We start from the raw sequence: 19225 nt of genomic DNA on the forward strand, positions 1-19225 counted from the left end.
TCCGGGAGCCGTCCGGCTCTCGGTGGCTCACAGGGGCAGGGTGATCCAGATGCTCTTGCCGCGGCCGTCGCGGTCGCCGCGGACGACCGCGGTACCGCCCAGGGACAGGGTGAGTTCGACGACGGTGGCGAGACCCGTGCCCTGACCGGTGGCGTGCGTGCCGTACAGGGACGGCTGGTACGGATGCCGGTCGCCCACGGCGAAGGCGAAGGTGCCCCGACCGGCCGTGTAGACGACGGTGACCGTTTCCGACAGCGCGGCTGCGTGCCGGACGCTGTTGGTGACCAGTTCCGACAGGATCAGCAGGGCTGGGCCCACGCTCGGGTGGCGGCGCGGCACGCCCCACTCCGCCAGGACCAGCTCCGCGGTCTCCCGGGCCAGTCGCACCGCGGCCCCCTCGGTGGGCAGGGTCAGCACGTGCCGCAGCGGGAGCGGGGCGTCGGCGGGCCTCACCACGCGGCCCGCTCGGCGGGCTGCCGGGGACCGGGCGCTCCGACGCGTTCGAGGTGGGCCCGGGCCCCGGCGACGGCCTCCGGCGCGGTGGCGTACTCCCGCCCCGATCGGCGCAGTGCGTCCAGCAGTCCCACCGAGTCCAGGGCCCTGCGCTGGCCGGGGCGTATGCCGGAGGCCAGCACCACGACGCCCCGCCGCTCCAGTTCCTCCACGGCGTCCTTGAGCGCCAGGGCGCCGGTCGCGTCGAGCGCGGTGACCCGGGACAGCCGCAGGATCACCACCCGGGCGTCGCCCACCGCGGACAGTTCGCGCAGGACGCGGTGGGCACCGGCGAAGAACACCGGGCCGTCTATGCGATAGGTGACGAGGTCCTCGCCGAGCCCCCCGGCGCCGTCCGGGGCCGGGGGGAGGTCGAGCCGGTCCAGCCGGGTCTGGGTGGCGACCGCGCGCAGGGCCAGGGCGCCTGCCACCAACAGGCCGATGACCACCGCGTACACCAGGTCCAGGACCACGGTGGCGGCGGCGGTGAGCACCAGGACCACCGCGTCCGAGCGGGTGGCGCGGGCCATCGCGCGCAAGGCGCCGACCTCGACCATGCGGACGGCGGTGGCGAGCAGCACGCCGGCGAGCGCCGCCAACGGGATGCGGGAGACGAGCGGGGCCGCGGCGAACACGATCACCGCGAGGACCGCGGCGTGGGTGAGGGCGGCCAGTCGGGAGACGGCCCCGGAACGGACGTTGACCGCGGTCCGGGCGATGGCGCCGGTCGCGGGGACGCCGCCGAACAGCGGGGCGGCCAGGTTGGCGAGGCCCTGCCCGAAGAGCTCGCGGTCCGGGTCGTGCCGGGGCCCGGTGGTCATCCCGTCGGCGACCTGCGCGGAGAGCAGGGACTCCAGGGCGGCCAGGGCGGCGACCGCGACGGCGGGGGCGAGCAGCCCGGGGACGTCCGCCGGGGCGAGGAAACCGAGGGAGGGGGCGGGCAGGCCCGCCGGGAGCGCGCCGATGGTGGCGACGTCCAGGTGGCCGAGGTGGGCCACCGCGGTGGCGGCGACCACCGCCACGATCGAGAACGGGACGGCGGGCCGCAGCCTCGCCCCGAGCAGCATCAGCACGGCCACCGCGAGGGCGAGGGCGACGGCGGCCGGGGCGGGCTCGCTGACGAACGCGCGCAGCGCGTGCCAGGCCACGACCAGGACCCCGTCGCCCTCCGGCACCGGCACGCCCAGCGCGCCCGGCACCTGTTGGAGGCCGATCACCAGGGCGATGCCCAGGGTGAAGCCCTCGACCACCGGCGCCGGCACGTAGGCCATCCAACGGCCGGCGCGGGCCGCGGCCAGGCCCAGCAGCAACACGCCGGCGAGCACGCCGACCGTCAGCACGCCCCCGGTGCCGTGCTCGGCGACGATGGGCACCAGGACCACGGTCATCGCCCCGGTCGGCCCGGTGACCTGGAGGCGGGAGCCGCCGAAGAGGGCGGCGAGGGCCCCCGCGACCACGGCGGTGGCGAGTCCGGCCTCGGCGCCGAGACCGGAGGAGACCCCGAAGCCGAGGGCGAGCGGCAGGGCGACGACGGCCACGGTCAGCCCGGCCAGCAGGTCCCGGCGGGGGGCCCGCCGCATCGAGGTCAGGTCGGTGCGGCCGGGCAGCAGGGCGCGCAGCCGGGCCGTGGCGCGGGCGAGGGGGCCGGTCACGGGCCGGACACCTCGGCCTGGCGCAGCTCGACGAGGAGTTCGTGCTGTCCGGCGAGCATCTCGGTGAGGATGCGGCGGGCCGCGCGCATCAGTTCGGCCACGTCCCCGCCGGAGAGTTCGTAGACCACGGTGGAGCCCTCGCGGGTGGAGGTCACGATGCCGGAGCGGCGCAGCACCGCGAGCTGTTGGGAGAGCGCGGCCGGCTCGACGGCGATGTCGGCGAGCAGGTCGCGCACCGCCTTCGGGCCGTCCTGGAGCAGTTCCAGGACCCGGATGCGCACGGGGTGCCCCAGCATCCGGAAGAACTCCGCCTTGGCCTGGTACAGCGGTACGGGCATCGTCGCGTTCCCCTCCTCGTTCCCCCTCGCGGCCCCGTCGGACGGGGCGGCCGGTGTCGTCGTCCCGTGCGCACGGCCGCCGGGCACCCATGGGAGGACGCGCGGCGGCCTCCCATGATGGAACGAGTTGCAAAACTTTGCAATTCCGCAAGTCAGCCACGCGCCGGTGCGCCGGTCGTTCCCCCGGTTTCCGCTGACAGCGGTGCGGGCCGTCGTGAAGAATCGGACCGCGGCACGGCACGTGAACGGACGGCGGCACCACGGGGGTTGCATGGACGAGTTGGTGGAGTTCAGGACCGAGGAGGGCGCGCGCGTCCTGGTCTCGGTGGACCCGCGGGGCGGGACCGGTGCCCGGCCGGTGGGCCGGGGCGACCGGGGGCCGGAACAGGTCGCCCGCACCTTCGAGGCGTCCCTGGCGGGGGCCGGGGCGGCCGCCTCGGCGGCGCTGCGGGTGTTCCGGGACGGGAGCCTCGCCCCGGACTCCGTGGAGATCGAGTTCGGGGTGAAGCTGACCGCCGAGACGGGTGCCGTGATCGTCAGGGGCGGGGCCGAGGGACACCTGCTCGTCCGGCTGTCCTGGTCGCCCCGGGACGCCGGGGCCGCGGCGCCGGACGACTCCGCCGCCGGGTCGGCCGCGGGACCCGGGGCCTGACCGTGGGCGCGCCGCTGCCGCGGTCCGGCCCGGGCGCCTCCACCGCCACCCGGCCCACGGCCGCCTGGCACGCCCGGGTGGACTGCGGGCGGGAGGTCGGCGCCGGGTTCCTGGTCACCGCGCGCACCGTGCTGACCTGCGCCCACGTGGTGCGGGAGCGGGCCGACGCCCCGGTGACGGTGACCTTCCCGCAGGCCGCCGGGCTGGGGCCGATCACCGCCCGGACCGTCAGTGACAGCGGGTGGGGCGGCGGCGACCTGGACCCCGGGGACCTGGCGGTGCTGGAGTTGCCGCACGAGGTGCCGCTGGCCCCGGTCGAGTTCGCCGCGCCCGAGGAGGGCTACGAGGAACCGCCGCCCCGACTGCTGCTGTACGGCTTCCCGGTGCACTACGACGAGGGCGCCCTCGCGGAGTACCGGGTCGCCGCCGCCCAGCGCATCCGGGACGAGTGGGTGCAGTTGGAGGCGTGGACCGGGCACGGTCGGCCGGTCTCCCCCGGGTTCAGCGGGGCCGCCGTCGTCCTCGCGGGCGGCGGGCGCGCGGTGGGCATGGTCACCTCGGCGGACGGCGGGGCCGGGGCGCGCGGCGCGCGGATGCTGCCGGCCGCCGTGCTCGCCCGCCACTGGCCGCCGCTCGCGGACCTGATCCCCACCCCGGGGCTGACCGGCCCGGACCGGGCCGGACTGCGGCGGCTGGTGGCCGAGGCGGAACGGTCCGGGACGGAGTGCGTCCCGGACCGGCTCTACGCCGAGTCGGTGGACCCGGTGACCGGGCCGCCGCTGCCGCCGGGCGGATTCCGGTCGCTGTGGCAGGTCCTGTGGTACCTGCTGTTCGAGGTGGCGGACCCGGCGGCGCCGGCCCGGTTCGCCGGCCGCCTCGCCGACTTCGTCGCCGAACCGGCCCTGCGGTACGCCCTCCGCCGGTGGGCCGGGTTCCCCGACGCCCCCGTGCGGCCGGCCCGTCCGGTGTCCGACTGGACCCCGATCGTGGTGGAACTCGAACGCAGCGGCTCCGGCGGACGGCGGTTCCTCGCCGAGGTGTCGACCTACCGCGACGGGCACCGCAGGCTCCTCGGTTCCCGCACCCTCGACAAACGGGCGCTGCCCCGTTACGTCACCGAACTCGTCGACGCGGCCTTCCACGAACTCCCTCACGAAGCACGCGTGTTGATCGCCTTCGTGCTGCCGCGCGGCTCCCTGAACGAACCGGTCGCGCAGTGGCCGCGCGGCCCCGACGACCCCAGCCCGCTCGGCTGTCTGTACCCGGTGGTCGTGATGGACCGGGAACGGCGGCGACAGGGCTCCCTGCAACACGCGCTGCTGCGCAAGTGGCGGCTGCTGGACGAACGCGCGGCCCGGGACGGGCCGGTCCCCGCCGACCTGGTGCGGGTGGAGTGCGGCAGCACCGAGGACCAGGGCCGGTTGACGGTGCGGCTGTTCGACGAGGGCCACGTCATGGCGTTCACCGCACCGCCCACCTCGCCCCGGATGAGGCGGCTGTTCACCGCCGGGCTGAACGGCTCGGTCCCGGTGATGCTGTGGCCGCGCACCGGCTGCGCCGGCGGCCACGGGACCGGGGAGCCGTGTCCCGGCGGGGAGTTCCTCGACCGGCTCCGCACGCACCTGGCCGACCTGCCCCCCGAGGAGATCCCCCACCGGGTGCGCGCGCTGCGCAGGGACGCGTACCTCTCCGCCGACCGCTCCGCCCACTGGGCCCGGGACCTGAGCCTGCTGTGGGAGGACCCCCGGCACTTCCCCGAGCCCCCGGGGCACGCCGCCTCGCCCGTCCGCTGACCCGCGTCCCGACCGACCACCCGAGGAGAGTCCGGTCATGTCCCAGTGGCCCGTCTACACCGGCACGGCAGCGCCGCACGACCACGTCGACGCCCTGCCCGCACCACCACCGTGGCGCGCCTTCGACGGCGGGCCCCCGCTGGAACCCCCCGCCGGGGACGAGGAGGCCGGCTCCCCCGACCTGGCGCACCGGGCCCGCACCTACCAGGCGACCCCGGAGGCCGTGGACCTCGTCAACGCCGCGCTGTTCCTGCGGCGTCCGCTGCTGGTGACCGGCCCGCCCGGCAGCGGCAAGTCCTCGCTCGCCTACGCCGTCGCCCGGGAACTGCGGCTCGGCCCGGTGCTGCGGTGGAACATCACCAGCCGCGCCACCCTCCAGGACGGCCTGTACCGCTACGACCCGCTGGCCCGGCTCCACGCGGCCCGGTCCGCCGCGGTGCGCACGGCGGCCCCCTCGTCCGAGGCACCCGCGGACGGCTCCCCCGACGCGGACGGAGACGAGGCGCTCCAGGACCACCTGCGGCTCGGCCCGCTCGGCACCGCGCTGCTCCCCTACCGCAGGCCCCGGGCCCTGCTCATCGACGAGATCGACAAGAGCGACCTCGACCTCCCCAACGACCTGCTGAACGTCCTGGAGGAGGGCCGCTACGAGATCCCCGAACTGGTCCGGGCGGCCCGGCACACCCCCCGCGCCCGGGTGATGGTCGACGGGGACGCGGAGCGGGTGACCGTCCGGGGCGGTGCCGTCCGCTGCCGCTCGTTCCCCTTCGTGGTGCTGACCAGCAACGGCGAACGGGAGTTCCCGCCCGCGTTCCTGCGCCGCTGCGTCTCGCTGCGCCTGCGCCGGCCGGACGGCGACCGGCTCGAACGGATCGTCCGGGCCCACCTCGGCGCCCCCGACGACTACGCGCGCGGCCTGATCGCCACCTTCCTGGGCCGCTCGGACGCGGGGGAACTGGCCACGGACCAACTGCTGAACGCCATCTACCTGACCGGGGCCGCCGGGCTGACCGGACCCTCCCGGGACGCGCTCGCCGCCCGGCTGATGCCGTACCTGGGCAACGGGCCCGGGGCGGACGACGATGAGCGCTGAACCCGGCGGCGTCGCCCGGCTCGCCGCCGTGCTGACCGCCGCCGCCCGGGGCGCCGCCCCCACCCCCACCGAACTCGCCGAACTGCTGTGGCTCGCCCGCCACGCCCAGCCGGACCCGGTCGCCGCGCCCCCGGCCGTCCCCGACACCGCCCCGGTCCGCGTCGACGGACCCGGCGGGACTCCCCTGCCGCCCGTCGAACCAGGCGTCCCGCTGCACCTGTTGCCCGCTCCCGACCGGCCCCCCGAGCCGGCGGGGACGGCGGCCCCCGAAGCGCCCGCCCGCCCGCTGCCCGCGCCCGAGGAGCCGCCCGCCCGGGCCGCGCCGGCCCCCGTCACCCGGCTGCCGCTGCGCGCGGTCGCGCCCCCGATGCTCCCCCATCCGCTGCCGCTCCAGCGGGCGTTGCGCCCCCTGGCCCGGCGGGTGGCCGCCCCGCACGGACACGAACTCGACGAGACGGCCACCGCCGAACGCATCGCCCGGTTCGCCGACGCCCCGGGGCAGTGGCTGCCGGTGCTGCGACCGGCCCGGGAGCGCTGGCTGCGACTACACCTGGTGCACGACGCCGGACCGACCATGCCGGTGTGGCGCCCGCTGGTCCGCGACCTGCGCACCGCGCTCACCCGGTCCGGGGTGTTCCGCACGGTGGAGGCGTACCGGCTGGACCCGGACGGCCGGGTCGGCGGCCCGGGCCGCACCCCGGTGCCGGTGCCCGCGGACGGCCGCACCGTGACCCTGCTGGTCAGCGACTGCACCGGCCCCCCGTGGTGGTCGGGCCCTGCGGGCGAACGCTGGTACCGCACCCTGGGGCGCTGGCTGCGGCGGATGCCGGTCGCGGTGCTCCAACCGCTGCCCGAGCGGTTGTGGCGGGCCACCGCGCTGAGCCCGGCGGCGGGACTGCTGTCGGCACCCGCCGCCGCCGCCCCCAACGCGGCGCTCGCCTTCGCCCCCTACGACCCGGTCGCCCGGCCCGCCCCGTCGACGGTGCCGCTGCCGGTACTGGAGGTGGCGCCCCGCTGGCTCGCCCACTGGTCCGCACTGGTCGCCGACCCCGGCGGCGGCCGGTTCCCCGGCGCGGTGGCCGGCGTGGCCGGCCGGCCGCTGCCCACCGCCGCGGACGGCCCGCCCCGCGACGACGCGGCGGCCCTGCCCCCGGAGGAACTCGTCGCCCGGTTCCGGGCCACCGCCTCGGCAGAGGCGTTCCGACTCGCCGGCCACCTGGCGCTCGGCACCCCCCGACTGCCGGTCATGCGGCTGGTCCACGCCGCCCTGGAACCCGACCCGCAGCCCCAGCACCTGGCCGAGGTCATCCTCAGCGGCATGCTCAGCGGCGACGGCGCCCCCGTCGACGGCTACGCCTTCCGGCCCGGGGTGCGCGAGGTGCTGGCCCGTTCGCTGCCCCGCTCCGGCCGACTGCGGACCCGGGCCCTGCTCGCCCGGGTCGGCGCACTGATCGACGACCGCGCGGGCACCGCACCGGGCGGGGTGAGCGCCGAGGCGCGGCTGCCCGGGCCGCCCGGGACCGGAGCGGCGGACGCCTCCGGGACGGGGCCGGTCGCCGTGGTGAGCCCGGACACCCTGCGGTACGCGCCCCACCCGGACGGCCCGCCGTTCCGCGCCGGGGTGACCGTGGGCGACCGCTACCGACTGCGCCACCCGCTGCGCCCCGGCGGCGCCCTGTGGCGGGCGCACGACCGGCGGACCGGCCAGGACGTGGTGGTCCAGCCCTGCGCCGCCGGTGACCGCCGGGAGTTCGAGCGGACCGTCCGCTCGCTCGGCGAACTGTGGCACCCGAGCATCGTGCGGGTGCTCGACTCCGGCACCCACGGCACCGTCCCGTACGCCGTGCTGGAGCACCTCGACGGGCTGGCGCTGGACGTGCTCGCGGCCCCCAGCGGATTCCTGCTGCCCTCCCGGCTGACCACCTCGGTCGCCCGGGGCCTCGCCAGCGCCCTGACGCAGTTGGGCGAACGGGACCTGGTGCACGGGGCGATCGGCCCGCACTGCGTCGTGGTGCTGCCGAACGGCACCCCCAAACTGACCGGCTTCGCACTCGGCACCGCCTCCGGCGGGGACCGGCGCGCCGAGGACCTGCGCCGGTTCGCCGCCCTGCTGGCCCTGCTGATGTCCCCGGACGGCGGCCCCGAGCCCCGCGCGGAGCTCCTCACCCGGCTCCCCCCGGACGTGCGGGTGCTGACCGCCGGTGCCCTGGCGGCCCTGCGGGACGGCCCGCGGGCGGAACGCCACGCGGTCCTCGCCTGGCTGGGCGGTCTGCGCTCCTACCGCCTGCGGCCCCCGTCCGAGCAGTACTTCCAGTACCGCGCGATGGGGCCGGTGCGGGTCGGGCGGACCGATCTGCCCTGGTGGGCCGCGTGGCCCGACACGCCCCCGCCGGAACCGCTGGACCTCGGCCCGCCGGAGCGGACCGCGCTGCTGTGCGCGCTGCTGCTGCGCCCGGGCCGCCCGGTCGGCCACGCCGAACTCTCCGCGGGCCTGTGGGGGCCCGGCGAGTCCCCCCCGGACCCGCGCGGTCGGCTCGCCGCGCACGCCGCCGGACTGCGCCGGGCGCTCGGGCCCGGTCGGCTCGCCGTGCTGCCCGACGGGTACGCGCTGCACACCAGCGCCGACCGGGCCGACGTCCACGAGTTCGAACGGCTGGCGGCGAAGGCGGAACGGCTGCGGGCCGATTCCGCGGGCGCCCACGAGGCCGCCCGCGCCGCGCTCGCCCTCTGGTCCGGCACCCCCCTGGCGGGGGTGCCCGGTCCGGCCGCCGACGCGGCCCGGGACCGTCTGGGCGCACTGCGGCTGCGGCTGCTGGAGATACGTTCCGAGACCGACCTGGAGCAGGGCCGGTTCACCGTCGCCGTGGACGAACTGTCCGGGCTGGTGGCGGAGCACCCCCGGCACGTGGGCTTCCGCAGGCTGCACCTGACCGCCCTGGACCGGGCCGGCCGCACCGCCGAGGCCCGGCAGGCGTACCGGGACCTGCTCGCCGCGGGCGGCCGGCCCGACGAGGAACTGACCGAGCGCTACCGGGGACCGGACTGACCCCGGGGGGTGCGTAGCACCACCGGTCCGGGCCGCCGCGCACCGGCGCGGCGGCACCCGCCGCCACCACCCGTCCGGCGGCCCCCCGCGCGGCCCAGCCCGCCGAGCGCCGTCCCCCGGCCGCACCCACGATCGGAGGGAGGACCGCCGTGCGGGCCCCGCCGGACGGCCCGCGGACTCGGGAGGAACACGATGAACGCCCACGTCAGCCTGGACCAGTTGCGCCGGTGCCACATCGCGGTGGACCTGGGGGCCGCCCGGACCCGGGTGTTCGTCAAGGGCGTGGGCCTGGCCGTCGACCAGCCGAGCGCGGCGGCCGTCAACACCCGGACCGGCTCGCTGATCGCGGTCGGCGAGTTCGCCGAGCGGATGACCGGCCGCACCCCCGGCTACATCCGGGTGGTCCGCCCCGTGTCGGGCGGCTCGGTGGTGGACGTCGAGATGGCCCAGCGGATGCTGCGGCACCTGCTCGGCGAGAAGCTGCGCCGCGCGCTGCGCCGCAAGCCGTGGCTGCGGGCCGCCGCCTGTACCCCGCACGAGGCCGACCCGCTGGCGCAACGGGCCGCGGTGGAGACGCTGGTGGGGCTCGGGGCCCGCCGGGTGGAGCTGGTGGACACCCTGGTCGCCGCCGCGGTGGGGTGCGGGCTGCCGGTGGAGCGGGCCGAGGCGACGATGATCCTGGTGTGCGGTGCCGCCACCACCCAGGTCGCCGTGTTGTCGCTGGGGTCGATCGTGACCGCGGAACGGATCAAGGTCGGCGGCGAGGCCATCGACCACGCCATCGTGCAGCACCTGCGCCACCGGCACGAGCTGATGCTGCCCTCCCAGTCGGTGCGCCCCCTGCAACTCGCCTTGTCGGGCAACGGGTTGAGCCCGGACGGCCCCACCTCCACCGAGATCCACGGCCGGGACGTGGCGACCGGGCTGGCCCGCTCGGTGCAGGTGGACACCGCGGCCGTGCGGGACGCCATCCACACCCCTCTCACGGCGGTGCTCGACGGCATCGGCAAGGTGCTGCGGGACTGCCCGCCGGACCTGGTGGCCGACCTCGCGGACCGGGGCGTCACGATGGTCGGCGGGAGCGCCCTGCTGCCGGGCCTCGACCAGATGCTGCGGGACGCCACCGGGATGCCGGTGACCATCGCCGAACGCCCCGACGTGTGCGCGATCCTCGGTCTGGGCGCGATGCTGGAGGGCAGGGTCCGGCCGATGGTGCTCGATCCGCTGTCGGCCTGATCCGGCGCGCCCCCGCGGTCGGGTGCCGACCACGGCCCCGGAGTTGGCATGCTGGACGGGTGAGCGAAGACGACCGTGCGGCGACGCACCCACCACGGCTACCGCCGCTGCTGGACGCGGTGTTGGAGATCGGCACCGATCTCGACCTGTCGACCACCCTGCAACGCGTGGTCATCCGCGCCGCCGAGTTGACCGACGCCCGCTACGGGGCACTGGGCGTCCTGGACCTGACGGGCGGACCGGGGCCCCGTCTCACCGAGCTGTACACCACGGGGCTCTCCGCCGGACGGCGGGCCCGTCTGGGGCAGTTGCCGGACGGCCACACCGGGCTGATCGGGACGGTCATCGACGACCCCCGGCCGCTGCGGATAGCCGACCTCACCGCCGACCCCCGGGCGCACGGCCTGCCGCCCGGGCACCCGCCGATGCGCTCCTTCCTCGGGGTGCCGATCCACGTCGGCCACGAGGTCTTCGGCAACCTGTACCTCACCGAGAAGCGGACCGGGGCCTTCACCGAGGAGGACACCCAGCTGCTGCGGGTGCTCGCCGCCCAGGCGGGCATCGCCATCGGCAACGCCCGGCTGTACGAGACGGCCCGCCAGCGCGAACGCTGGATCGAGGGCGCCGCGGCCGTGACCACCGCCCTCCTCGCCGGCGGCACCGCGGCCCACGCCCTGGAGACGGTCGCGGAGCGCGCCCGGGTGCTGGCCGGCGCGGCGGCCGGGGTGATCCTCCAACAGGGCCCGGACGGCGGGCTGGAGGTGGTGGCGGCGGCCGGCCCGCCCGGGCTGGTGGGGCCCGCCGGGATGGAGGTCCTCGCAGGCGCCGCGGTCCCGGCGGACAGTCCGGTCCTCGGCCGGCTGCTCGCCGGGGAGTCGGTGTGCGTGCCCGACCCGGTCGGGGATCCGCACGGCGGTCCGGCCGCGGCGCGCTTCGGACCGGTGATGCTGCTGCCCCTCACCTCGGGCGGGCGGCCGATCGGCACCCTGGCGCTGCCCCGGCACCGGGGCGCCCGCCCCTACACCCCCGCGGAACGGCTGATGGCCTCCCAGTTCGCGGCGCACGCGGCCCTGGCGCTGGTCCTCGCGGACGCGCAGGCGCGACGGGAACGGCTCGCCGTGTACGAGGACCGCGACCGGATCGCCCGGGACCTGCACGACCTGGTGGTGCAGCGGCTGTTCGCGACCGGGCTGATGCTGGAGTCCACCCAGCGGCGCGCGGAACGCTCCTCCCGGGAGGGCGGGTCCGGCGATCCGCCGGAGGTGCACGGCCGGTTGGCGCGGGCGGTCGACGAACTCGACGCCACCGTGCAGGAGGTGCGGACCGCGATCGTCGCCCTCCAGCAGCCGCCGACCGACGCACCGGCGACCCTGCGCGGCAGGGTGCTGCGGGAGACCGGGCACGCGGCGGCGGTCTGCGGCTTCGCGCCCTCGGTGCGGTTCGTGGGTCCGGTCGACGCCCTGGTGGGCGATCCGGTGGCGGGGCACCTGGTGGCCGCGCTGCGCCGGGCGCTCGCCGCGGCGACCGCCCGGGCGGGGGTGAGTCGGATAGCGGTCACCGTCGACGCCGCGGTGCACCTGGCGGACGGGCGCCCCGGGGTCCGGTTGACCGTCGACGACGGAGCGCCGACGGCCTCGGACGGCCGTGTTCCGGGGACGACCCCGGTGACCTGGCACTCTCCGCTGTGAGCCGGCGTCCGGGCGGCGCGAGGCGGCGCGCCGACGATGAGGGACCGATGAGGGGTCTCTCATTGCCCTCGACAACAGATGGGCTGTCCGGTTTTCTGTCCGTGTCGGCGTGGCCGAAGGCGGCGCACACGCCCTGACGGGGAAGCAGGAACCTGACTCCATGGCACGACAGGCACGGGCGATCCAGACGCGCGAGTCCATTCTGCTGGCGGCAGCGGCCGTCTTCGACGAACGTGGGTACAGTTCAGCGACGATCACCGAGATCCTGCAACGGGCCGGGGTCACCAAGGGTGCGCTGTACTTCCACTTCGCGTCGAAGGAGGAGCTCGCGCTGGGCGTGGTATCGGCCCAACTCGACCTCAACGAACTGCCTCCGCAGCGCACCAAGCTCCAGGAACTCGTGGACCACGGGCTGCTGTTCGCCCACCGGCTGCTGCACGATCCGCTGACCCGGGCCAGCATGGGGCTGGCGATGGACCAGCGGCGGGAGGCGACGGTGGACCCGGCGCCGCTGCGGGGCACCCCGTACCAGGCGTGGATCGACCGCATCGGCCTGGTGTTGAGGGAGGCCGAGGCGCGCGGCGAGTTGCTGCCGCACGTGGTGCCCGAGGACACGGCCGAGCTGATGGCCGGGGCGTTCTCCGGCATCCAGGGCATGTCGCACGTGCTGTGCGAGCGGGCCGACCTCACCCGCCGGGTCATCGTGCTCCTCCAACACGTGCTGCCGAGCATCGCGGTGCCGGCGCTGCTGTCGACCCTGGACCTGGCCCCCGATCGGGCGGAGCGGCTGCTGACCGTGCTGCCGGTGCCCCTCCCCGACGGCACCGTGACCGGTGTCGAGGGCGTGCCGAGCCCGCGGCGCAAGGTCCCCGTCGCCGCGGGCTGAGCGGTCCGGCCCGCCGGTGCGGGCCGGACAGCTCAGCGCCGGACGACGGTGGCCCGTCCGCCCCTCTCGCGCCCGCCCCCGGGCACCGGGGGCGGGACGCGGCGGGGTCAGTCGACCTCCGCGACGGCCTGGGCGAACTGCGCGGCGTACAGCCGGGCGTAGGCGCCCCGGGTGAGCAACAGCTTCTCGTGGGTGCCCTGTTCGACGATGGCACCGTCCTCCATCACCAGGATGGTGTCCGCGTCGCGGATCGTGGAGAGCCGGTGGGCGATGACGAACGAGGTGCGGTCCCGGGAGAGGCGGGCCATCGCCTTCTGGATCAGGACCTCGGTGCGGGTGTCCACGGAGCTGGTCGCCTCGTCGAGGACGAGGATCACCGGCTCGGACAGGAACGCCCGGGCGATGGTGATGAGTTGCTTCTCGCCCGCGCTGACCCCGGTGCCCTCGTCGTCGATGACGGTGTCGTAGCCCTCGGGCAGGGTGCGGATGAACCGGTCGGCGTGCGCGGCCTTGGCCGCCTCCTCGATCTCCTCCCGGGTCACCTCCCGGGACGCCCCGTAGGCGATGTTGTCGGCGATGGTGCCGCCGAACAGCCAGGTGTCCTGGAGGACCATGCCGATCCCGGCGCGGAGCTCGTCGCGGGACATCCGGGCGATGTCGACCCCGTCGACGGTGATGCGCCCGCCGGTGACCTCGTAGAACCGCATCAGCAGGTTGACGAGCGTGGTCTTGCCGGCGCCGGTCGGACCGACGATGGCGACCGTCTGGCCCGGCTCCACGGTGAGCGACAGGTCCTCGATGAGCGGCTTGTCCTCGCTGTAGCGGAACGACACGTGCTCCAGGGCGACCCGCCCGGTGCTCCGTTCGGGGCGCTCGGGCCGCTCCGGGTCGGGGGTCTGCTCGGGGGCGTCGAGGAGTTCGAAGACCCGCTCGGCGGAGGCCACCCCGGACTGGACCAGGTTGGCCATGGACGCCACCTGGGTGAGCGGCATGGAGAACTGCCGGGAGTACTGGACGAACGCCTGCACGTCCCCGATGGACAACGCCCCGGAGGCGACCCGCAGCCCGCCGACGACCGCGACGAGGACGTAGTTGAGGTTGGACACGAAGAACATCAGCGGCTGCATCAGCCCGCTGGTGAACTGGGCGCGGAACCCCGCACGGTAGAGGGCCTCGTTCTCCTCGGCGAACTTCCGGGCGGACTCCTCCTGCCGGCCGAAGACCTTGACCAGTCCGTGCCCGGTGTACATCTCCTCCACGTGGGCGCTCAGGGTCCCGGTGGCCCGCCACTGCTGGACGAACTGGGGCTGGGAGCGCTTGCCGACCCGCGTGGCGATCAGGAACGACAGCGGGACGGTGACCAGCGCCACCAGGGCGAGCAGCGGCGAGATCCAGAACATCATGATCAGCACGCCGATGATGGTCAGCAGCGAGTTGACGAGCTGCCCCAGGCTCTGCTGGAGGGTCTGGCCGATGTTGTCGAGGTCGTTGGTGGCCCGGCTCAGCACCTCGCCGCGCTGGCGCCGGTCGAAGTACGACAGCGGCAGCCGGGCGAGCTTCAGCTGCACGTCGCGGCGCATCCGGCCGACCGTGCGGTTGATGGCCCGGTTGCCGAGGCGGGTGGCGACCAGCATCAACAGGCCGCCGACGACGAAGGTGGCGAGCGCGAAGCCGAGCACGGTGCCCACGGCCCCGAAGTCGATGCCCTCGCCGGGGGTGAAGTCCACCGTGGAGAGCACGTCGGCGATGCCGCCCTCGCCGCCGTCCCGCAGTCGGGCGAGGGCCTCCTCCTTGCTCTGGCCGGCGGGCATCCGCTCGCCCACCGCCCCGGCGAAGATCAGGTCCGTCGCGATGCCGAGGATCTTCGGCCCCAGCACCGACACGGCGACGCTGATCACTGCGCAGCCCACCATCGCGTACAGGGTCAGTCGTTCGGGTCCGAAGCGGCCCAGCAGGCGCTTGCCGGAGCCCTTGAAGTCCATGGAGTGGTGGTCGGGTCCACCACCGGCCATCATCCGTCCCGCGGGCCCCGCCATCAGGCCGCCTCCGCTTCCGTGAGCTGGGAGAGCACGATCTCCCGGTAGGTCTCGTTGTCCCGCATCAGGTCGTCGTGGCGTCCCACCCCGACCACGTGTCCCCCGTCGAGGACGAGGATCCGGTCGGCGTCCCGGATGGTGGCCACCCGCTGCGCCACGATCACGACGGTGGCGTTCGCGGTCTCCTCGGCGAGCGCGGCCCGCAGCGCGGCGTCGGTGGCGTAGTCGAGGGCGGAGAACGAGTCGTCGAAGAGGTAGATCTCGGGCCGCTGGACCAGGGTGCGGGCGATGGCGAGCCGCTGGCGCTGGCCGCCGGAGACGTTGGTGCCGCCCTGGGAGATCGGCGCGTCCAGGCCGCCTTCGAGCTGGGACTCGACGAAGCCGCGGGCCTGGGCGACGTCCAAGGCGTGCCACAGCTCCTCGTCGGTGGCGTCCGGGTTGCCGTAGCGCAGGTTGGTGGCGACGGTCCCGGCGAACAGGTACGGCTTCTGCGGGACCAGGCCGACGGTGCGGGCCAGCAGCTTGGGGTCGAGGTCGCGCACGTCCACCCCGTCGACCAGGACGGCGCCCTCGGTGACGTCGAACAGCCGGGGCACCAGCCCCAGCAGGGTGGTCTTGCCGCTGCCGGTGGACCCGATCACGGCGGTGGTCTCGCCCGGTCGGGCCACCAGGTCGACGCTCTTGAGGACGGGCTCCTCGGCACCCGGGTAGCGGAAGCCTGCCTCCCGCAGCTCCAGGTGGCCGTGGGAGCGCAGCTCGCGGACGGCGGCGGCCGGCGGGACCACGCTGGACTCGGTGCCCAGGACCTCCTGGATGCGCTCGGCGCACACCTCGGCGCGCGGCACCATCATGAACATGTAGGTGGCCATCATCACCGACATGACGATCTGCATCAGATAGGCGAGGAACGCCGTCAGGGCGCCGATCTCCATGTCCCCGCTCTCGATGCGCTGCGCCCCGAACCAGACGACGGCGACCGAGGAGACGTTCACCACCGTCATCACCAGCGGGAACATGAACGCGAGGATCCGGCCGGTGCCCAGGGAGATCGCGGTCAGTTCGTCGTTGGCTACCCGGAACCGTCCCTGCTCGTAGCCGTCGCGGACGAACGCCCGGATCACCCGGTTGCCGGTGATCTGCTCGCGCAGCAGCCGGTTCACGGTGTCCAGGCGCACCTGCATGGACCGGAACAGGGGCCGCAGCTTGACCACGATCATCGTCACGCTGATGCCGAGGACGGGAACCACGGCGACCAGCACCGTGGAGAGCGTCACGTCCTGGCCGAGCGCCATCACGATCGCACCGACGCACATGATCGGCGCGGAGACCATCAGGGTGAACGCCATCAGCACCAGCATCTGCACCTGCTGGACGTCGTTCGTGGTCCGGGTGATCAACGTCGGCGCCCCGAAATGACCGACCTCCCGCGCGGAGAAGGACTGCACCTGGTCGAAGACGGCGCCCCGCACGTCACGCCCCAGGGCGGACGCGGTGCGGGCACCGAGGTAGACGGCGCCTATGTTGCAGACGACCTGCACCAGGGTGACGGCGATCATCAACCCGCCGAAGCTCATGATGAAACCGGTGTCGCCCCGCACCACGCCCTTGTCGATGATGTCGGCGTTCATCGTGGGCAGGTACAGGGAGGCGCAGGTCTGGAGGAACTGGAGCGCCACGAGGGCGGCGATGGGTTTGCGGTACGGGCCCAGGTGGGCCCTCAACAGTCGTATGAGCACGCGCGGGTCTCGCTCACTGGGAGGCGGTAGGGGCGGGGGCGGCCGGTGGCCGGGTCCGCCGGTCGGCACATCTCACCCCATCGTCCACCCACCGCTCCCCGTTACCCCAGCGGATTAAGCCAACAGCGGGTTCCGGGCGCCCCAGGACCCCCCGGGGGCGGGACGGATCAGCCGCCGAACGCCCCGGGATGGATCTGCTCCCGCACCGCCGCGTACTGCTGTCGCACGGCCTGCCCCACGGCCAGCTCCTCGCCCGGCTCGTGGACCTGACCGGTCGCCCCCGGCCAGGCCGGCGGGGTGTGCGGGTCCAGCGTGCCGCGGGAGACGCCCAACGCCCACGCGGCCTGGCGCGCCGCGCCCAGCGCCGCGTACTCGGCGGGGTGCGGCACCACGATCTGCGCGCCGAACAGCGAGGGCGCGGCGGCCTGGACGGCGGGCAGGTCGGCGGCGGCACCCAGCAGGAACACCCGGCGCACCTCCACCCCGCGACCGCGCAGCACGTCGAGGGCGTCGGCGAGCCCGCTCAGCATCCCCTCGACCGCGGCCCGGGCCAGGTGCTCGGGCTTCATCGCCTCCCGGCGCAGTCCGGAGAGGGTGCCGGCGGTGTGCGGCAGGTGCGGGGTCCGCTCCCCCTCCAGATAGGGCAGGAGCACCAGTCCGTGCGCGCCCGGCGTGGACTTCAGGGCCAGGTCGGACAGCGATTCCAGGTCGGGCAGGCCGAGCATCTCGGCGGTGCCGCGCAGCGCGCGGACCGCGTTCAGGGTGTGCACCACCGGCAGGTGCATGCCGGTGGCGTCGGCGAGGGAGGTGATCATGCCGCTGGGGTCGACCAGGGCCTCCCGGTGCACGGCCATCACCGAGCCGGAGGCCCCGAGCGACACCACGGCGTCGCCCAGGCCGATGCCGAGGCCGAAGGCGGCGGCCATGGTGGACCCGGTCCCCGCGGAGATCAGCAGCCCCTCCGGGGTGGTGCCGGCGGCCTCGGCCGGCCCCAGCACCTCGGGCAGTTCGGCGTGTCGGCCGAGCGCCAACTCCACCAGGTCCGGCCGGTAGGCACCGGTCGCGGCCGACCAGTACCCGGTGCCGGAGGCGCCGCCCCGGTCGGTGGTACGGCGCAGCGGGCGGCCGAGGAGCTGCCAGACCAGCCAGTCGTGGGCCTGGAGCACCAGGGCCACCCGTTGGGCGGCCTCGGGCTCCTGGGCGGCGAGCCACCGGAGCTTGCTGACCGGGTTCGCGGGCTGCGGGACGCACCCGACCGTCCGCGCCCAGGCCTCGCGCCCGCCGAAGGCGTCGACGAGGTCGGCGGCGGCGATCTGGGTGCGGCGGTCGGCGCCGACCAGGGCGGGGCGCACGGTGGCGCCCTGCTGGTCGAGCGGCACCAGCGCGTTCTGCTGGGCGGAGACCCCGATGGCCTCGACGCCTTCGAGGACCCCGCCGCCCGCGGCCTCCCCGAGGGAGAGCAACCACGCCTGCGGGTCCACGTCGCTGGGGCGTCCGCCCTCCCCCGCTCCCCCGTGCGCCCCCTCCAGCGGGTGGGAGGCGTATCCCTGCCTGATCACGGCACCCGTGTCGGTGTCACAGACCACGATGCGCGTGGAGTCGGGCGTGCTGTCCAGACCGGCGACTATCCCCATGCGGGAATTCTGCACCACGTTCGGGTGTGTGCCGCACCACACCCCGGGCGGAGTCCGGCGGGCTCAGGTGTTGCTGGTGCCCCAGCCGTCGTCGGACGCGTCGGGACCGCCGCGGCCCCGCTCGCGCAGCGCCCTGACCCGGTCGGCGACCGCGTCCGGCACCCGGCCCTGAGCGCGCTCGGACACCGAGTGCAGCGCCTTGCCCGCCACCTCCCGGCCCTGCTGCGCGGCGGACTCGGCGGCGTTGCGGACCGCGGGGTTCTCGGCGAACTGCCGGACGGACTTCTTCAACTGCTCGTACCGTTCCCGTCCGGCCCTGGTACCCAGGACGTATCCGAGGGCCAGCCCGGCGACGAATGTGAGCCGGTAGCGCATGGAGCCACCCTTCCCTTGCGTCGGTGTGGATCGCGGGGCACCGATTGGCGGAGCACCCCCCTGCTTGCGCTAATGTATGTGTCGCAGCGAACGGACGCCCCCTGGTGACCACCGGGGCAGGTGCGTTCGATGCAACGAGGCAATCCTCCGTAGCTCAATTGGCAGAGCAGCCGGCTGTTAACCGGCAGGTTACTGGTTCGAGTCCAGTCGGGGGAGCTCGATCCTCCGTAGCTCAATTGGCAGAGCAGCCGGCTGTTAACCGGCAGGTTACTGGTTCGAGTCCAGTCGGGGGAGCAGCCGAGAAGGACCCCTCCCAGGGGTCCTTTTTCGTGTCCGGTGGAACCGTCCGGGCGCGTCCGGGGTCTCCATGGTCAGCAGGGCCGACCAGCCGAGGCAGGAGATCGTATGAGCGGCTATGCTGCGGCAGACGGCGCGCGCATCGGCGCGCGACGCGCCGTAAGGGGGCGGTAGCTCAGCCGGTTAGAGCAGCGGACTCATAATCCGTCGGCCGTGGGTTCGAGTCCCACCCGCCCCACTCTCGTCCCGCACGAGCAGAATCGTTCAGACG

Annotated in this window: 14 protein-coding genes and 3 tRNA genes; 10 read left to right on the plus strand and 7 right to left on the minus strand. The window is 75.2% G+C overall.

From position 1 onward, the window contains the following. Positions 1–27: 27 nt before the first annotated feature. From ACSMX9_RS06880 to ACSMX9_RS06890, 3 genes are all read right to left on the minus strand, one after another. Positions 28–456: an ATP-binding protein gene (locus ACSMX9_RS06880; RefSeq protein ID WP_445400821.1), complete on the minus strand. Its 429-nt coding sequence runs from the start codon at positions 454–456 to the stop codon at positions 28–30. Continuing rightward, on the minus strand, positions 450–2072 hold the full coding sequence (locus tag ACSMX9_RS06885) for a SulP family inorganic anion transporter (RefSeq protein ID WP_445402920.1): 1623 nt from the start codon (positions 2070–2072) through the stop codon (positions 450–452). The genes ACSMX9_RS06880 and ACSMX9_RS06885 overlap by 7 nt, the downstream gene beginning before the upstream one ends. Before the next feature lie 68 nt (positions 2073–2140). Beyond that, positions 2141–2482, minus strand: coding sequence for an ArsR/SmtB family transcription factor (locus tag ACSMX9_RS06890; protein ID WP_366117008.1), 342 nt, complete (start codon positions 2480–2482; stop codon positions 2141–2143). A 271-nt stretch (positions 2483–2753) separates the two neighbouring features. Here ACSMX9_RS06890 and ACSMX9_RS06895 point away from each other — a divergent pair, with 271 nt between their 5' ends. The 7 genes from ACSMX9_RS06895 (at position 2754) to ACSMX9_RS06925 (ending at position 12876) form a co-directional block, all read left to right on the plus strand. Next, positions 2754–3134 (plus strand): CU044_2847 family protein, encoded by a 381-nt coding sequence (locus ACSMX9_RS06895; protein WP_445400823.1) that lies wholly within the window; start codon positions 2754–2756, stop codon positions 3132–3134. Between the two features lie 2 nt (positions 3135–3136). Continuing rightward, positions 3137–4927, plus strand: coding sequence for a VMAP-C domain-containing protein (locus tag ACSMX9_RS06900; RefSeq protein WP_445400825.1), 1791 nt, complete (start codon positions 3137–3139; stop codon positions 4925–4927). Between the two features lie 37 nt (positions 4928–4964). After that, entirely contained in the window at positions 4965–6020 is a 1056-nt protein-coding gene (locus ACSMX9_RS06905) for an AAA family ATPase (protein WP_445400827.1), read from the plus strand. Next, positions 6010–9066, plus strand: a complete 3057-nt coding sequence (locus ACSMX9_RS06910) for an SAV_2336 N-terminal domain-related protein (protein WP_445400829.1) — start codon at positions 6010–6012, stop codon at positions 9064–9066. The genes ACSMX9_RS06905 and ACSMX9_RS06910 overlap by 11 nt, the downstream gene beginning before the upstream one ends. A gap of 192 nt (positions 9067–9258) precedes the next feature. Continuing rightward, positions 9259–10302: a rod shape-determining protein gene (locus ACSMX9_RS06915; RefSeq protein ID WP_445400831.1), complete on the plus strand. Its 1044-nt coding sequence runs from the start codon at positions 9259–9261 to the stop codon at positions 10300–10302. Positions 10303–10361: 59 nt separating this feature from the next. Then, the gene (locus ACSMX9_RS06920; RefSeq protein ID WP_445400833.1) at positions 10362–11990 is read left to right on the plus strand and encodes a sensor histidine kinase; all 1629 of its coding nucleotides are present in this window, start codon (positions 10362–10364) and stop codon (positions 11988–11990) included. A gap of 160 nt (positions 11991–12150) precedes the next feature. Beyond that, the gene (locus tag ACSMX9_RS06925) at positions 12151–12876 is read left to right on the plus strand and encodes a ScbR family autoregulator-binding transcription factor (RefSeq protein ID WP_351238543.1); all 726 of its coding nucleotides are present in this window, start codon (positions 12151–12153) and stop codon (positions 12874–12876) included. Between the two features lie 107 nt (positions 12877–12983). On the opposite strand, the gene ACSMX9_RS06930 is transcribed toward ACSMX9_RS06925, so the two are convergent. The 4 genes from ACSMX9_RS06930 to ACSMX9_RS06945 all read right to left on the minus strand — a co-directional run bounded on the left by ACSMX9_RS06930 (position 12984) and on the right by ACSMX9_RS06945 (position 18657). Then, entirely contained in the window at positions 12984–14912 is a 1929-nt protein-coding gene (locus ACSMX9_RS06930) for an ABC transporter ATP-binding protein (protein ID WP_445400835.1), read from the minus strand. After that, positions 14912–16648, minus strand: a complete 1737-nt coding sequence (locus ACSMX9_RS06935) for an ABC transporter ATP-binding protein (protein ID WP_445400837.1) — start codon at positions 16646–16648, stop codon at positions 14912–14914. Before ACSMX9_RS06935 ends, ACSMX9_RS06930 begins: the two co-directional genes overlap by 1 nt. A 167-nt stretch (positions 16649–16815) precedes the next feature. Further along, positions 16816–18282: a xylulokinase gene (locus tag ACSMX9_RS06940; RefSeq protein ID WP_445400839.1), complete on the minus strand. Its 1467-nt coding sequence runs from the start codon at positions 18280–18282 to the stop codon at positions 16816–16818. A gap of 63 nt (positions 18283–18345) precedes the next feature. Further along, complete coding sequence (locus tag ACSMX9_RS06945) at positions 18346–18657, minus strand: YtxH domain-containing protein (RefSeq protein ID WP_366117018.1); 312 nt, start codon at positions 18655–18657, stop codon at positions 18346–18348. A 143-nt stretch (positions 18658–18800) separates the two neighbouring features. Here ACSMX9_RS06945 and ACSMX9_RS06950 point away from each other — a divergent pair. The 3 genes from ACSMX9_RS06950 to ACSMX9_RS06960 all read left to right on the plus strand — a co-directional run bounded on the left by ACSMX9_RS06950 (position 18801) and on the right by ACSMX9_RS06960 (position 19192). Then, positions 18801–18873 (plus strand) — tRNA-Asn (locus ACSMX9_RS06950). 5 nt (positions 18874–18878) lie between these two features. Further along, positions 18879–18951 (plus strand) — tRNA-Asn (locus ACSMX9_RS06955). Positions 18952–19118: 167 nt separating this feature from the next. Continuing rightward, a tRNA-Ile gene (locus ACSMX9_RS06960) sits at positions 19119–19192 on the plus strand. The last annotated feature ends 33 nt before the right edge of the window (positions 19193–19225 follow it).

This window comes from Streptomyces sp. LE64, assembly GCF_052606915.1.